Raw genomic sequence first — 15,058 nt, forward strand, 5'->3', positions numbered from 1 at the left:
GGTGCCTGCCGGCGCAGGGCCGCGGGCGGCCCGGGCAGGCGCGGCGGCGCTGCGGTAAAATCGCGGCTTCTTCCCGCGCCGCATGTGGCGCGTCATTCGAAGGTCGACAGCCGATGCAGATTCACAAGGAAGTGGACGCGCGCGGGCTCAATTGCCCGTTGCCGATCCTGCGTGCCAAGAAAGCGCTTGCCGATATGGAAAGCGGGCAAATCCTCAAGGTGCTTGCGACCGATCCCGGCTCGCAGCGCGATTTCGCCGCGTTCGCGAAGCAGACGGGCAACGAGATCGTCGAATCGACGACGCAGGACAAGACCTTCGTGTTCCTGATGCGCCGCCGCTGACGGCCCGCATCGCCTGTTCCGCCGCACCGGGTGCCGGCCGGCCGCTCTGACAATTCTTAAACCTCGTTTCGTGACGGGCTGCGTATACTGACCCGGCCGGTCGTCCGCACCCAGCGGAGGCGCCGGCCACGGTACGTCGCAAGGCGGGCACGGGGGCCATGCCTGACGTTACCGTCGTACAACGGGGAGAGGACATGTCCTTCAGACCAGGGACCCTTCGAAGTCCGTCCGGAGCGGAAAGCATTGCGCCCGCGCGCACGTCGGAATTGAGCCGGATCGAGCTCGATCCGCAACAGGATCGCCACGCGCGTGCCGCGCTGGAGGCGTATGCGGATTCGGCCGCGGCCGAGATGCCGTGGCTGGCCGAGTGGCTCGACGAACGGCTGCGCGATGCCGCGCAGCGCGACGGCGCGGGCCTGACATACTGCGGTGCGACGATCGAGCGCGTGTTCGATCTGGCGCAGGCGTGGGCGGCGGCCCAGCCGGACTACGCGGCCGGCGCGTGGGAACGCGTGCGCGGCCAGCTGCAGCGGATGCTTGCGCAACCGCCGCTGCCGGAGCCGCTGTCGCCATGCGTGGCGGCCGATGATTTCGCCGAGCCGGTGGCCGGCATCGCGGGTGCCGATTAGGCGTCCGATTGCGCGACAGAAAGGATTATTCGAAGAAAGGACGATAGTCCGCGCAATTTCTTGGCGAATTTCATACTACTATGATGAAATCGCCGGTTCGTCCGTGCCCCGTTTTTGAGATATTTAACCGGGGTCGCCGGTTTGCGCAGGTGGCGCGAGCGGCGAACGATGGCTCGCCGGCCGGTATCCGGACGCCGCGCGCAGGTTGCGCGGCCGGGGCAGGTGCGGGAGCTGAATGGACGAATCGCTTTCGATTTGCGGGGTGCTATGAGAATTGCTGTACTGGATGACGATCCGGCCCAGACGGATTTCGTCAGTCAAACGCTGACGGCCGTTGGCCATACGTGCTATGCGTTCAAGGAAGGCAAGGCCCTGAAGAAGCGTCTGCAGCGCGAGACGTTCGATCTGCTGGTGCTCGACTGGAACGTGCCCGACATGTCCGGCGAGGAAGTGCTCAAGTGGGTGCGCGCCAACCAGACCGAGCACAGCCTGCCGATCATCTTCATGACGAGCCGCGACGACGAGGCGGGGATCACGCAGATCCTCAACGCCGGCGCCGACGACTACGTGGTCAAGCCCGTGTCGGGCCCGATCCTGCGTGCGCGCATCGGCTCGCTGCTGCGCCGCGCGTATCCGGTCAACGCCGAGGCGACCGTTCGCGAATTCGACCAGTTCCGTTTCGACGTGAACCTGAAGCAGGCGTACGTCGGCGACAAGGCCGTGAGCCTCACGCAAAAGGAATTCGAGCTCGCGCTGCTGCTGTTCCAGCATCTCGACCGGCCGCTGTCGCGCGCACACATTCTCGATCTCGTGTGGAAGCAGGCGACCGACATCCCGTCGCGCACGATGGATACGCACATTTCGATGCTGCGCACCAAGCTCGGCCTGCGTCCGGAGAATGGCTACCGTCTGGCGCCGATCTACGGGTACGGCTACCGGCTCGAGCGGGTCGGCCAGGGAGAACCGGAGTGACCACGCGAATCACGCCGCGCACGGCGAACCTGCGCATGGCGGCGCTGCATGCGGCCTGCGCGGTCGCGGTTGCGTTCGCCGCGCAGCAGGCCGTCGCGCAGCCGCCCGCTGCCGCGGGCAAGATGGTCGTCTATCGCACGCAGGCGGGCGACACGCTGTACGACGTCGCCGCGCGCTACATGCAGGGGGCGGACGACTGGCAGCTGCTCCAGCAGATCAACCGCGTGCCCGCGCCGAAGCACCTGCAGCCCGGCGTCGCGCTGAAGCTGCCGGTCGCGCGCCTGCGCAAGGAAAAGCTCACCGCCCGCGTGATCGCGGTACAGGGTGCGGCGGAGCGCGCGTCAGGCGAAGCCTACGCGCCGCTCGCGAACGATGCGACGCTCGTCGAAGGCGACCGTGTGCGCACGGGCCCGAACGGCTTCGTGACGCTCGAGCTTGCCGACGGCACGCACATGAGCTTGCCGCCCGACAGCCAGCTCGACCTGAAGTCGCTGCGCCGCACCGTGCTGACCGGCACGCTCGATCGCGAGTTCGAACTCACGCGCGGTTCGGTCGACAGCGAAGTCACTCATCTGAAGAAACGCGACGACCGCTTCCAGATCCGTTCGCCGTCGGTCGTGGCCGGCGTGCGCGGCACGCACTTCCGCGTGAACTACGATGCGTCCGGCAATGCGTCGACGCGCGTCGAAGTGCTCGACGGCACCGTCGGCGTCGCGGGTAACAGCCAGCCGGCCGACCCGACGCTCGTGCACGCGAACTTCGGCAGCGTCGCGACGTCGTCGGGCGCGGTCGGTGCGCCCGTCGAGCTGCTGGCGGCGCCCGCGCTCGCGCATCCGGACAAGGTGCAGGACGAGCGCGACGTCGCGTTCGACGTCGCGCCGCTCGCGCAGGCGCATGCCTACCACGTGCAGCTCGCGCACGACGCGGGGCTGCTCGACCTGTTCCGCGAAACGCGTACCGATTCGCTGCGCGCCGTTTTTCGCGATGTGCCGAACGGGAACTACTTCGTGCGGATCGCAGCGATCGATGCGAACGGTCTCGAGGGGCAGCCGCGCACCTATGCGTTCGAGCGCCGCCTGATGGGGCTCGACGCGAGTGCGTCGCAGGGCGCCGGCGGCTACGAGTTCCGCTGGTCGCCGAACGGGTCGGGCAAGGATGCACGCTACCGGTTCGTGCTGTCGCGCTCGAAGGACCTGAGCGCGCCGGTCGTCGACCAGGTCGGCCTGCATGCGCGCCAGCTCACCGTCGCGCATCTGCCGCCGGGCGACTATTTCTGGGCCGTGACCGTCGAGGAATTCGAAGGCGGCAAGTTCTACGAGAAGACCAGTCCGGTCAGCGCGTTCACGCTGTCGCGCTGACCGGCGGCGCATGAAACCCGACTCCGTTTCCCCGCGGCGGCGGCTTGGCCGCCGCTTCCTGATCGAATGGATCGCGATCGGCTGCCTCGGAATCGCGGTGATCCTCGTGTGCGCGCTCGGCCGGCTGTCGTCGAGCGTCGACGGGCTGGTCTACGACCGGCTGCTGATGCTGCGCAGCCTGCCGCTGTCGCCCGACGTGGTCGTCGTCGACATCGACAACCAGAGCGTGTCCGCGCTCGGCCGCTGGCCATGGTCGCGCGACGTGCATGCGCGGCTGCTCGACACGCTCGCGCGCGCACAGCCGGCCGCCGTCGTCTACGACGTGCTGTTTACCGAGCCGTCACCGGAGGATCGCGCATTCGCGGACGCGATGAGCCGCGTGCCGACCTTCCTGCCGGTGCTGCTGAGCCCCGAGCAGGCGGACGGCACGCGAACCGTCGAACCGCCGGTCGCGGCGCTCGCGGCGCGCGCGACGGGGCTCGGTCACATCAATCTCGAAGTCGATCGCGACGGCATCGTGCGCAGCGTCGCGCTGTTCGAAAGCGACGGCCGCGTGCGCTGGCCGCAGCTGATGGTGCCCGTGTACCGGGCAATCCAGGCCGGCAAGCTGCATCCGGTCGGCGGCGCGCCCGGCGCGCACGCACACGACCTGTCGCGCGATGCGGCCGGCGAGGGCCGCTACCTGATCCCGTTCAGCCGCAACACGCCCGCGTATCCGACGCTGTCGTTCGACGACGTGCTCGAAGGGCGTGTGAAACCCGACGCGCTGCGAGGCAAGATCGTCGTGGTCGGCGTGACGGCATCCGGGCTGTACGACCGCTTCGCGACACCGGTGTCCGGCGAGTTCGGCCCGCTTGCCGGCGTGTATATCCATGCGAACGTGCTCGACATGCTGGCGACCGGCAGCGCGATCTCGCCCGCGTCGCGCATCGGGCTGTTCGCCGCGTCGCTGCTGCCGCTCGCGGTACTGCTCGGCGGCTTCCTGATGCTGTCGCCGTGGCGCGCGCTGCTGCTGACGCTGAGCCTGGCCGCGCTCGCCGTCGTCGCGAGCCTGGCGCTGCTGTTCGAGGCGCGCATCTGGCTGTCGCCGGCGCCCGCGATCTTCGGGCTGGTCGCCGTCTACCCGATCTGGAACTGGCGGCGCCTCGAAATGACGATGTCGTACCTGCGCCGCGAGCTGCAGCGGCTCGCCGACGAGCCGCACCTGCTGCCCGAGGCGCCGCGCACGCGCAGCGTCGGCGGCGACGTGCTGGAACGGCAGATGGCGCTGATGGCGCAGGCCGCGCAGCGCGTGCAGGACATGAAGCGCTTCGTGTGGGACAGCCTCGACAGCATGCCCGAGCCGATCTTCGTGACCGATCTCGCCGGCACCGTGCTGATCGCGAACCATGCGGCGAAACGCTACGGCTCGCGGCTCGCGCTGCCGCTGCCGGAAGGGCGGCCATTGCGCGCCGCACTCGGCGAGCTGACGTTCATGAAGACCGTCGACGGCAACGCGGAGCACGACGTGGCGATCCGCGAGCACTGGCCGGCCGTGCTCGACCCGACGCTCGAGGCCGAGCACGATGCGATGGCGCGCGGCATCGAGGTGCGCGATCGCGACGGGCTCGACCATCTGTTACGCTACGCGGCGTGTACGAACGCGCAGGGCCGCGTGACGGGCTGGATCGCCGGCCTCGTCGACGTGACCGAGCTGCACGCGGCCGAGCGGCAGCGCGAGGAAGCGCTGCACCTGCTGTCGCACGACATGCGGTCGCCGCAGTCGTCGATCCTCGCGCTCGTCGAGATCGAGCGTGACCGGGTCGAGACCGACGCGATGCGCGCGCTGCTCGCGCGGATCGAGCGCTATGCGCACCGCGCGCTGTCGCTTGCCGACGAGTTCGTGCAGTTGGCGCGCGCCGAGTCGCAGGTGTACCAGCTCGAGGTCACGAGCCTCGTCGACGTGCTGATCGATGCAAGCGACGAGGTGTGGCCGCAGGCTCAGGCGAAACATATCCGCGTCGAGACCGGTGTCGGGACCGACATGTGCTGGGTGCGCGCGGACCGCTCGCTGATCACGCGGGCTTTCGTGAACCTGTTGAACAACGCGGTCAAATACAGTCCGTCCAACACGGTGATCACGTGTACGCTGACGGTCGAGCACGCGTCGAAGCGGTTGTTCTGTACGATTCGCGATCAGGGGTACGGCATTGCGCCGGAGGATCAGAGGCATCTGTTCGAGCGTTTCAAGCGATTCCATGCCGGCGAGCGGCCCGAAATTTCGGGTTCCGGGCTCGGCATGGCGTTCGTGAAGACGGTCGTCACGCGCCATGGGGGCAGCGTGTCGGTCGACAGCGAAGTGGGTGTCGGCACCGCGGTGACGGTGTCGCTGCCCGCGATCGACGAGCCGTCCGCCTGACAGGGCCGGGCACGACGGCAGGTATTTGGGGAAAGCCATGAGAAAGGAATGGGCAGAGACCGCGCTGGCGGCGTCGCTGTTGACGGGTTGCGCCGGCGTGACGAGCGGCGTGAGTGCGGTCGGGCAGCCGAATGCGTTTGCATCCGGTGCGCACGGCTATGAATTCGTGCGGACGGCCGCACAGGCGGGCGATGCCGAGTACCGGCAGGTCGAGACGCTCGTGCGCGACGAACTCGCGCGCCGCGGCTTCGATGCGCAGCCGCTCAAGGACGCGCGCTACCGGCTGACGATCGCGTATGCGACGCAGCCGGCCAAGGTTGCGGCGAGCGCCGACCGGTGCGGTGCGGCGAGCAGCGCCTGCGTGATGGTCGACGGGCCGGCGCCGTTCGCGCTGCCGTTCATGGGCAGTATCTACCGCCACGTGCTGACGCTGCGGTTCGTCGACGCCCGATCGGGCGCCGACGTCTATCGCGTGTCGGCCGCGTTGCGCGATCGCGACCCCGGTACGCAGCAGGCGGCGCCCGCGCTCGTGAAGAGTGCGCTCGCGAAGGTGCCGTTCGGCGACGGCGGCGGCTGGCTCGTCAAGATGAAAAAAGACGACGCGGGCGGAATGCCGGGCGTCGTCTCGGTGAAGCCGGCCGACGCGCGCTGAGCGGCGGCCGCAAGGTGAGGGCGGGCCCGCCGGGGCGAGCCCTTGCCGCGTTCAGGCGGCCGGTTGCGCGTTGCCGCGTGTGCGCAGGTACGCATCGAAATCCGCGCCGACTTCCGGGTGGCGCAGCGCGAATTCGACCGTCGCCTTCAGGTAGCCGAGCTTGCTGCCGCAGTCGTAGCGCGTGCCCTGGTACTTGTAGGCCAGCACCTGTTCGTCGGCGAGCAGCGCCTGGATGGCGTCGGTGAGCTGCAGCTCGCCGCCCGCACCGGGCTTCAGCGCGCGCAGGTGCTCGAAGATCCGCGGCTTCAGGATGTAGCGGCCGACCACGCCGAGGTTCGACGGCGCGACTTCCGGCGCCGGCTTCTCGACGATCGCCGACATCTTGACGATCGACTCTTCCCATTCCTTGCCGTCGACGATCCCGTACGACTTCGTTTCCGCCGGCGGGATCTCTTCGACACCGATCACCGAGCTGTGATAGTGGTCGAACACGTCGACCATCTGCTTCATGACCGGCGGGTTGCCGTCGAGCAGGTCGTCGGCGAGGATCACCGCGAACGGGTTGTCGGCGACGAGCTTTTCCGCGCACAGCACCGCGTGGCCGAGGCCGAGCGCCTCCGGCTGGCGCACGTAGAAGCAGTCGACGTGGCTCGGCTTGATGCTGCGCACGAGCTCGAGCAGCTTTTCCTTGCCGCGTGCCTCGAGCTCGGCCTCGACCTCGTACGATTTGTCGAAGTGATCCTCGATCGCGCGCTTGCTGCGCCCGGTGACGAAGATCATCTCGGTGATGCCCGCGGCGATCGCTTCCTCGACCGCGTACTGGATCAGCGGCTTGTCGACGACCGGCAGCATTTCCTTCGGGCTCGCCTTTGTTGCCGGGAGGAACCGCGTGCCGAGGCCGGCAACGGGGAATACCGCCTTGGTGACTTTCAACATGATCGAACCTTTATTCCTGTAATCGACTTGTCAGACGGCCTATGTTCACGTCCCCATTATAGTGAACGCAAACGACCTTACCCTTTGTTACGCAGGCAACCGATCGAGCTGCGCTCGCAGTTTTTCGAGCGTGCTCTGGAATTCCGCGACGCGTTTCTGCTCCTGTTCGACCACGGCCGGCGGTGCTTTCGCGACGAATGCCTCGTTGCCGAGCTTCGCGTTGCACTTCGCGATCTCGCCCGTCAGGCGTGCGATTTCCTTCGACAGGCGCTCGCGCTCGGCTGCGACGTCGATTTCCACCTTCAGCACCAGCTTGTTCGGGCCGACGATCGCGATCGGCGCACCGTGCGCCTCCTTGTCCAGCGCCGCTTCGTCCGCGAGGATCTGCACTTCCGACAGGCGCGCGAGCGCCTGGACGTACGGCGCGAACGAGCGCAGGCGTTCGGCGTCGCCGGCCGCGAGCAGCGGCACCTTGGTTGCCGGCGACAGGTTCATTTCACCGCGCAGGTTGCGGCATGCGTCGACGATCGCCTTCAGGTCGGCCGCCCACTGCTCGGACGCCTCGTCGATCTTCTGCAGGTTCGCGACCGGGTACGCCTGCGTCATCAGCGACGCATCGCCCTCGGCCTGGCCTTGCGGATAGCGGCCGGCGAGCGGCGCGACCTTCTGCCAGAGCGCTTCGGTGATGAACGGAATGATCGGGTGCGCGAGACGCAGCACCGTTTCCAGCACGCGCAGCAGCGTGCGGCGCGTGGCGCGCTGCTGTTCCGGCGTGCCGTTCTGAATCTGCACCTTCGCGAGTTCGAGGTACCAGTCGCAGTACTCGTCCCACACGAACTTGTAGATGCTGGTCGCGATGTTGTCGAAGCGGTAATCGGCGAAGCCCTTCGCGATGTCGGCTTCGGTGCGCTGCAGCAGCGACACGATCCAGCGGTCGGCCGCCGAGAAATCGAGGTAGCCGCCGGGCCCGCAGTCGCCCGCGCCGCACACTTCCGGCTTGTCGGCGCCGCAGTCGTGGCCTTCGCAGTTCATCAGCACGAAGCGCGTCGCGTTCCACAGCTTGTTGCAGAAGTTGCGATAGCCTTCGCAGCGCGCGAGGTCGAAGTTCACGTTGCGGCCGAGCGTCGCCATCGACGCCATCGTGAAGCGCAGCGCGTCGGCGCCGAATGCGGGAATGCCGTCCGGGAACTCCTTGCGCGTCTTCTTCTCGATCGTTGCGGCCTGCTTCGGGTTCATCAGGCCGGTGGTGCGCTTCGCGACCAGCGTCTCGAGGTCGACGCCGTCCACGATGTCGATCGGATCGAGCGTGTTGCCCTTGCTCTTCGACATCTTCTGGCCTTCGGCATCGCGCACGAGGCCGTGCATGTACACGGTGTGGAACGGCACCTTGCCCGTGAAGTGGGTGGTCATCATCACCATCCGGGCGACCCAGAAGAAGATGATGTCGAAGCCCGTGACGAGCACCGACGACGGCAGGAAGTGCTTCAGTTCAGGGGTTTCGTTCGGCCAGCCGAGCGACGAGAACGGCACGAGCGCCGACGAGAACCACGTGTCGAGCACGTCCTCGTCGCGCTTCAGCGCACCCGTATAGCCTTGCGCGGCGGCCTTCGCGCGCGCGTCGTCCTCGTTGCGCGCGACGAATACCTCGCCGTTCTCGCCGTACCACGCGGGGATCTGGTGACCCCACCACAGCTGGCGCGAGATGCACCAGTCCTGGATGTTCTCGAGCCACTGGTAGTAGGTGGTCGTCCAGTTTTCCGGCACGAACTTGATCTGGCCGTCGCGCACGACGTCGAGCGATACCTCGGTGATCGACTTGCCCGGATGGAACGTGCCTTCCGGCGCCGGCTTCGTCATCGCGACGAACCACTGGTCGGTCAGGAGCGGCTCGATCACGACGCCCGTGCGGTCGCCGCGCGGCACCATCAGCTTGTGCGGCTTCACGGAGTCGAGGAAGCCCTGCGCGTCGAGGTCGGCGACGATCGCCTTGCGCGCGTCGAAGCGGTCGAGGCCGCGATACTGCTCGGGGCCGTTGTCGTTGATCTTCGCGTCGAGCGTCAGGATTTCGATCGGCGCGAGCTTGTGGCGCAGGCCGACCTGGTAGTCGTTGAAGTCGTGCGCGGGCGTGACCTTCACGACGCCCGTGCCGAACTCGCGGTCGACGTAGTCGTCGGCGATCACCGGGATCTCGCGGCCCGTCAGCGGCAGCGTGACGAGCTTGCCGATCAGGTGCGCGTAGCGCTCGTCTTCCGGGTGGACCATCAGCGCGACGTCGCCGAGCATCGTCTCGGGGCGCGTCGTCGCGACCGTCAGCGAGCCCGAACCGTCGACGAGCGGGTAGCGGATGTGCCACAGGTGGCCGTTTTCCTCTTCGCTGACGACTTCGAGGTCGGACACCGCCGTGAGCAGCACCGGATCCCAGTTGACGAGGCGCTTGCCGCGGTAGATCAGGCCCTGTTCATGGAGCGTGACGAACACGTCGCGCACGGCGGCCGACATCTTGTCGTCCATCGTGAAGTATTCGCGCGACCAGTCGGTCGACGCGCCGAGACGGCGCACCTGGCCGGTGATCGTCGAACCGGATTTCTCCTTCCATTCCCACACGCGCTCGACGAACTTTTCGCGGCCGAGGTCGTGGCGCGACACGCCCTGCGCGTCGAGCTGGCGCTCGACGACGATCTGCGTGGCGATCCCCGCGTGGTCGGTACCGGGCACCCACAGCGTGTTCTGGCCGAGCATCCGGTGGTAGCGGGCGAGGCCGTCCATGATCGTCTGGTTGAACGCGTGGCCCATGTGCAGCGTGCCCGTCACGTTCGGCGGCGGCAACTGGATCGCGAAATCCGGGCGGGACGGATCGAATGCCGGGGCGGCATAGCCGCGTTTTTCCCACTCCGGCCCCCATTGGGACTCGATGGTGTGGGGCTCGAAGCTCTTGGCAAGCGTGTTGTCGCTCATGTTGGGAATCTGCCGAAAAATGCGTGAATTGGATGCCGAATCTGACAATTATAAATGGATGCCCATCGGCCAGCCATCGCCTTGCCGGCGCGGGCCTGTCGCGACGGGCGCGCAACGGGTCCGCAACGCGCTCGCAACGTGCGATCGAACAGATCGGAAACGCCATCGCGCGACCGACTTATAATGTCGGGTCCGCATTTTTCTCGCCCGTCCGCTGCCGCTCCATGCCCGATCTGCTCGCCAATCTGAACCCCGAACAACTCGCCGCCGTCACGTTGCCGAACGAACCGGCGCTGATCCTTGCAGGGGCGGGCAGCGGCAAGACCCGCGTGCTGATCACGCGCATCGCGTGGCTGATCCGGCAGGGCTACGCGTCGCCGCCCACCGTGCTCGCCGTCACCTTCACGAACAAGGCCGCGCGCGAGATGATGGCGCGCCTGTCGGCGATGATGCCGATCGACACGCGCGGGATGTGGATCGGCACGTTCCACGGCCTGTGCAACCGGATGCTGCGCACGCACTGGCGCGACGCCGGGCTGCCGCAGACCTTCCAGATCCTCGACACGGCCGACCAGCTGTCCGCGATCAAGCGATTGATGAAGGCCGCGAACGTCGACGACGAAAAGTACCCGCCGAAGAACGTCCAGTATTTCATCAACAACGCGAAGGAGCAGGGGCTGCGCCCGGACAAGGTCGACGCGACCGACAACTTCAACCGCAAGTTCGTCGAGCTGTACCAGGCGTACGACCAGCAGTGCCAGCGCGAAGGCGTCGTCGATTTCCCCGAGCTGCTGCTGCGCTGCTACGAGCTGCTCGCGTACAACGCGCCGCTGCGCGCGCACTACCAGGCGCGCTTCCAGCACATCCTCGTCGACGAGTTCCAGGACACCAACAAGCTGCAGTACGCGTGGCTCAAGATGCTCGCGGGCGGCCAGAACGCGATCTTCGCGGTCGGCGACGACGACCAGTCGATCTATGCGTTCCGCGGTGCGAACGTCGGCAACATGCGCGACTTCGAAGACGAATTCCGCGTGCGCAACCTGATCAAGCTCGAGCAGAACTACCGGTCGCACGGCAACATCCTCGACGCGGCGAACCAGCTGATCTCGAACAACGCGCACCGCCTCGGCAAGAACCTGCGTACCGACGCCGGTCACGGCGAGCCCGTGCGCGTATACGAAGCCAGCACCGATTCGCAGGAAGCCGGCTGGATCGTCGAGGAGATCCGTTCGCTGATCAACACCGGGATGGCGCGCAGCGAGGTGGCCGTCCTGTACCGCAGCAACGCGCAGTCGCGCTCGATCGAGCACACGCTGATGTCGTCGGGCATCCCGTACCGCGTGTACGGCGGCCTGCGCTTCTTCGAGCGGCAGGAAGTGAAGCATGCGCTCGCGTACCTGCGCCTGATCGACAACCCGAACGACGACACCGCGTTCGTGCGGGTCGTGAACTTCCCGACCCGCGGGATCGGCGCGCGCTCGATCGAGCAGCTCGCCGACGCCGCGCGCCTGTACGGCTGCTCGATGGCCGCCGCGATTCCGTACGTGACCGGCAAGGCCGGCACGAGCCTCGGCGGGTTCGCGAACCTGGTCGCGAAGATGCGCGCCGATACGCAGCAGATGAACCTGCCCGATACCGTCGAGCACATCGTGCGCGCCAGCGGTCTCGCCGATTTCTACCAGGGCGAGCGCGAAGGCCAGGACCGCCTCGAGAACTTGCAGGAACTCGTGAACGCGGCCACCGCGTTCATCGCCGAGGAAGGCTACGGGCTCGACACGCCGGCCCGCTCGATCCCGCTGCGCGCGGGTGCGATCGCGGCGCCCGAGCTCGGCACGGCAACGGACGATCCGGCGGTCGACGTACTCGATCCCGCATCGCCGGCCGATCCGGCACAGAACCCCGACACGATGACGCCGCTCGCGGGTTTCCTGTCGCATGCGTCGCTGGAGGCCGGCGACAACCAGGCGCAGGCCGGCCAGGACGCCGTGCAGCTGATGACGGTGCATGCGGCGAAGGGGCTCGAATTCTCGGCCGTGTTCATCACGGGCCTGGAAGAAGGGCTGTTCCCGCACGAGAACAGCGTGCTCGAATCGGATGGCCTCGAGGAAGAGCGCCGGCTGATGTACGTCGCGATCACGCGCGCGAAGGAACGGCTCTACCTGTCGTTCGCGCAGAGCCGGATGCTGCACGGCCAGACGCGCTACAACGTGCGCTCGCGCTTCTTCGACGAACTGCCGGAGCACGTGCTGAAATGGCTGACGCCGAAGGTCGAGGCCGGGTCGCGCTGGGGTGGGCGTTCGGACAACGCCGGGTACGGGCGCGACTGGTTCGCGCGGCCGGGCGGCGGCAGTCGCGAGCAGATCGTCGATGCGGCCGTGTCCGCGCCGCTGCCCGCGTTCGCGAACAAGCAGCGCGCGGCCGACACCGGCTTCCGGGTCGGCCAGCAGGTGTTCCACACCAAGTTCGGCGAGGGCACGGTCACCGCGCTCGAAGGCAACGGCACCGACGCGAAGGCACAGGTGAAATTCAAGCGGCACGGCGAGAAATGGCTCGCGCTCGCGGTCGCGAAACTGCAGGCGGTGGAATGATGGGCATCGACAGGGTTGTGGTACCCGGCGCGCGCCCGCTCGGCATCCTGGCTGCGCTGCCCGAGGAACTCGGCGACCTGATCGCCGCGATGCGCGACGAGGGCGCGATGCAGACGGTCACGCTCGGCCGCCGCGACTATCACGTCGGCACCGTGCACGGTGCGTCCTGCGTCGTCACGCTCGCACGGGTCGGCAAGGTCGCGGCTGCCGCGACGGTCAGCGCGCTGATCCACGTGTTCGGCGTATCGGGCGTCGTATTCACCGGCGTCGCGGGCGGCGTGTCGCGCACGGTGCGCGTCGGCGACGTCGTCGTGGCCGATACGCTGCTGCAGCACGATCTCGATGCTTCGCCGCTCTTTCCGCGCTACGAGGTGCCGCTGCTCGGCATCACGCGTTTCGCGACCGACGCGGCATTGACGGCGCGGCTGCGGGCCGCGTGCACGCTGTTCGTCGCGGAAGAGGGCGCGCAGTTCGCCGAGCGTTTCGGGCTCGTCGGTGCGACGCTGCACGCGGGGCTCATCATCAGCGGCGACCGCTTCGTGTCGAGCGAGCGCGAGGTCGTCGCGCTGCGCGACGCGCTGCCGGACGCACTCGCGGTTGAAATGGAAGGCGCCGCGATCGCGCAGGTGTGTGCGGAACACGACGTGCCGTTCGCGATCGTGCGCACGATCTCCGATACGGCCGACGATCACGCGACGCAGTCGTTCTCGCACTTCCTGTCGGCGATCGCGAGCAGCTATTCGTCCGGCATCCTCAAGCGTTTCCTGACGCTGCATGCGACGACGGCGGCCTGAAGCCGCCGTCGGGTTCTCCCTTCAAGCCGTTCGACCGGCCGCGGCGCGCACGCCGCGGCCGGCTCGTCACGCCTTCTTGCGCCGGCTGCTTTCGAGGTTCGGCAGGAACACCGTCAGCACGCCGATCAGCGGCAGGAACGAGCACACCTTGTAGACGAACGTGATGCTCGTCGCGTCGGCGAGCTGGCCGAGCACGGCCGCACCGACCCCGCCGAGGCCGAACGCGAAGCCGAAGAACAGGCCCGCGACCATGCCCACCTTGCCGGGCATCAGCTCCGTCGCATAGACGAGGATCGCGGCGAATGCCGACGCCAGCACGATGCCGATGATCACGGTCAGCACGCTCGTCCAGAACAGGTTCGCGTACGGCAGCAGCAGCGTGAACGGTGCGACGCCGAGGATCGATACCCAGATCACGTACTTGCGGCCGATCCGGTCGCCGACGGGGCCGCCGATCAGCGTGCCGGCCGCCACGGCCGCGAGGAACACGAACAGGTGGATCTGCGCGGCCTGCACCGACAGGTGGAACTTGTCGATCAGGTAGAACGTGAAATAGCTGTTGATGCTCGCGAGGTAGAAGTACTTCGAGAACACGAGCAGCACCAGCACGCCGATCGCGGCCATCACGCGGCTGCGCGACAGCGTCGGGTGGCCGGCCGACACGGCCTTCTTCTTCATCGACGGATGCTTCTTGTACCAGTGGCCGATCTGCGTGAGCACGACCATCGCGACGAGCGCGGCGGCCGAGAACCACGCGATGCTGTGCTGGCCGTGCGGAATGATCACGAGCGCGGCGAGCAGCGGCCCCAGAGCGGAACCCGCGTTGCCGCCGACCTGGAACAACGACTGCGCGAGCCCGTGCTGGCCGCCCGACGCCATCCGCGCGACGCGCGACGACTCGGGATGGAACACCGACGAGCCGCAGCCGACGAGCGCCGCGGCCACCAGCAGCATCGGGAAACTCGACGCGGCCGACATCAGCAGCAGCCCCGCGAGCGTGAAGCCCATGCCGACCGGCAGCGAATACGGTTTCGGGCGCTTGTCGGTATAAAGGCCGATGAGCGGCTGCAGCAGCGATGCGGTGATCTGGTACGTGAGCGTGATCAGGCCGATCTGCGCGAACGACAGCGCGAACTGGCTCTTGAGCATCGGGTAGATCGCAAGGATCAGCGACTGGATCATGTCGTTGAGCATGTGCGAAAAGCTGATCGCGCCGAGCACCGGGTAGACGGTGCGAGGGGCGGGGGGCGCGGACGGCTGGGCGGCGGCTGCGCCGGCGGAGCCGGTGTCGAGGCTGGTTTCCATGTGAGCTGAACGAGTTGAGGTGGCGGGCGCGCTCTGCTGGGGATCGGCGCGTTTTGATTCGTTGCTGCGTCAAAGAAGTGTAATGTGGCGCATCGAGAATGTCAGGACAAGTTTTATCGTGAATCGGACA

Annotated in this window: 11 protein-coding genes; 8 read left to right on the top strand and 3 right to left on the bottom strand. The window is 67.4% G+C overall.

All coding sequences use genetic code 11. The features are described 5' to 3' along the window. Positions 1 to 113 precede the first annotated feature (113 nt). The 6 genes from AC5LXK_RS07505 (at position 114) to AC5LXK_RS07530 (ending at position 6,350) form a co-directional block, all read left to right on the top strand. Complete coding sequence (locus AC5LXK_RS07505) at positions 114 to 341, top strand: sulfurtransferase TusA family protein (RefSeq protein WP_006402122.1); 228 nt, start codon at positions 114 to 116, stop codon at positions 339 to 341. A 194-nt stretch (positions 342 to 535) separates the two neighbouring features. Beyond that, positions 536 to 970 (top strand): peptidase, encoded by a 435-nt coding sequence (locus AC5LXK_RS07510; RefSeq protein ID WP_493391011.1) that lies wholly within the window; start codon positions 536 to 538, stop codon positions 968 to 970. Between the two features lie 267 nt (positions 971 to 1,237). Continuing rightward, the gene (locus tag AC5LXK_RS07515; protein ID WP_006490421.1) at positions 1,238 to 1,942 is read left to right on the top strand and encodes a response regulator transcription factor; all 705 of its coding nucleotides are present in this window, start codon (positions 1,238 to 1,240) and stop codon (positions 1,940 to 1,942) included. Then, on the top strand, positions 1,939 to 3,300 hold the full coding sequence (locus tag AC5LXK_RS07520) for a FecR domain-containing protein (RefSeq protein ID WP_493391012.1): 1,362 nt from the start codon (positions 1,939 to 1,941) through the stop codon (positions 3,298 to 3,300). Before AC5LXK_RS07515 ends, AC5LXK_RS07520 begins: the two co-directional genes overlap by 4 nt. A gap of 10 nt (positions 3,301 to 3,310) precedes the next feature. Next, on the top strand, positions 3,311 to 5,698 hold the full coding sequence (locus AC5LXK_RS07525) for a CHASE2 domain-containing protein (RefSeq protein WP_493391013.1): 2,388 nt from the start codon (positions 3,311 to 3,313) through the stop codon (positions 5,696 to 5,698). A gap of 37 nt (positions 5,699 to 5,735) precedes the next feature. After that, a complete protein-coding gene (locus AC5LXK_RS07530) occupies positions 5,736 to 6,350 on the top strand; it encodes a DUF4136 domain-containing protein (protein ID WP_493391014.1) in 615 nt (204 codons plus the stop codon). 51 nt (positions 6,351 to 6,401) lie between these two features. Here AC5LXK_RS07530 and galU read toward each other — a convergent pair whose 3' ends face one another. Both galU and AC5LXK_RS07540 read right to left on the bottom strand, forming a co-directional pair. Continuing rightward, positions 6,402 to 7,286 (bottom strand): UTP--glucose-1-phosphate uridylyltransferase GalU, encoded by an 885-nt coding sequence (galU, locus tag AC5LXK_RS07535; RefSeq protein WP_493391015.1) that lies wholly within the window; start codon positions 7,284 to 7,286, stop codon positions 6,402 to 6,404. Positions 7,287 to 7,373: 87 nt separating this feature from the next. After that, positions 7,374 to 10,241 carry a valine--tRNA ligase gene (locus AC5LXK_RS07540; RefSeq protein WP_493391016.1) on the bottom strand — a complete coding sequence of 956 codons (2,868 nt, stop codon included), beginning with the start codon at positions 10,239 to 10,241 and terminating at the stop codon, positions 7,374 to 7,376. Between the two features lie 224 nt (positions 10,242 to 10,465). Here AC5LXK_RS07540 and AC5LXK_RS07545 point away from each other — a divergent pair, with 224 nt between their 5' ends. Both AC5LXK_RS07545 and AC5LXK_RS07550 read left to right on the top strand, forming a co-directional pair. After that, complete coding sequence (locus AC5LXK_RS07545) at positions 10,466 to 12,829, top strand: UvrD-helicase domain-containing protein (RefSeq protein ID WP_493391017.1); 2,364 nt, start codon at positions 10,466 to 10,468, stop codon at positions 12,827 to 12,829. Then, on the top strand, positions 12,826 to 13,623 hold the full coding sequence (locus tag AC5LXK_RS07550; RefSeq protein WP_493391018.1) for a 5'-methylthioadenosine/adenosylhomocysteine nucleosidase: 798 nt from the start codon (positions 12,826 to 12,828) through the stop codon (positions 13,621 to 13,623). The genes AC5LXK_RS07545 and AC5LXK_RS07550 overlap by 4 nt, the downstream gene beginning before the upstream one ends. A 66-nt stretch (positions 13,624 to 13,689) precedes the next feature. Here AC5LXK_RS07550 and AC5LXK_RS07555 read toward each other — a convergent pair whose 3' ends face one another. Further along, complete coding sequence (locus AC5LXK_RS07555; protein WP_493391019.1) at positions 13,690 to 14,928, bottom strand: MFS transporter; 1,239 nt, start codon at positions 14,926 to 14,928, stop codon at positions 13,690 to 13,692. Between the last annotated feature and the right edge of the window lie 130 nt (positions 14,929 to 15,058).

The sequence above is a fragment of the Burkholderia pulmonis genome (genome assembly GCF_984667975.1).

Excerpts from the sequence above, each read along its gene's own strand:
- AC5LXK_RS07505 (WP_006402122.1), top strand. The coding sequence starts at position 114 with ATGCAGATTCACAAGGAAGTGGACGCGCGCGGGCTCAATTGCCCGTTG.
- AC5LXK_RS07510 (WP_493391011.1), top strand. The coding sequence starts at position 536 with ATGTCCTTCAGACCAGGGACCCTTCGAAGTCCGTCCGGAGCGGAAAGC.
- AC5LXK_RS07515 (WP_006490421.1), top strand. The coding sequence starts at position 1,238 with ATGAGAATTGCTGTACTGGATGACGATCCGGCCCAGACGGATTTCGTC.
- AC5LXK_RS07525 (WP_493391013.1), top strand. The coding sequence starts at position 3,311 with ATGAAACCCGACTCCGTTTCCCCGCGGCGGCGGCTTGGCCGCCGCTTC.
- AC5LXK_RS07530 (WP_493391014.1), top strand. The coding sequence starts at position 5,736 with ATGAGAAAGGAATGGGCAGAGACCGCGCTGGCGGCGTCGCTGTTGACG.
- galU (WP_493391015.1), bottom strand. The coding sequence starts at position 7,286 with ATGTTGAAAGTCACCAAGGCGGTATTCCCCGTTGCCGGCCTCGGCACG.
- AC5LXK_RS07540 (WP_493391016.1), bottom strand. The coding sequence starts at position 10,241 with ATGAGCGACAACACGCTTGCCAAGAGCTTCGAGCCCCACACCATCGAG.
- AC5LXK_RS07545 (WP_493391017.1), top strand. The coding sequence starts at position 10,466 with ATGCCCGATCTGCTCGCCAATCTGAACCCCGAACAACTCGCCGCCGTC.
- AC5LXK_RS07550 (WP_493391018.1), top strand. The coding sequence starts at position 12,826 with ATGATGGGCATCGACAGGGTTGTGGTACCCGGCGCGCGCCCGCTCGGC.
- AC5LXK_RS07555 (WP_493391019.1), bottom strand. The coding sequence starts at position 14,928 with ATGGAAACCAGCCTCGACACCGGCTCCGCCGGCGCAGCCGCCGCCCAG.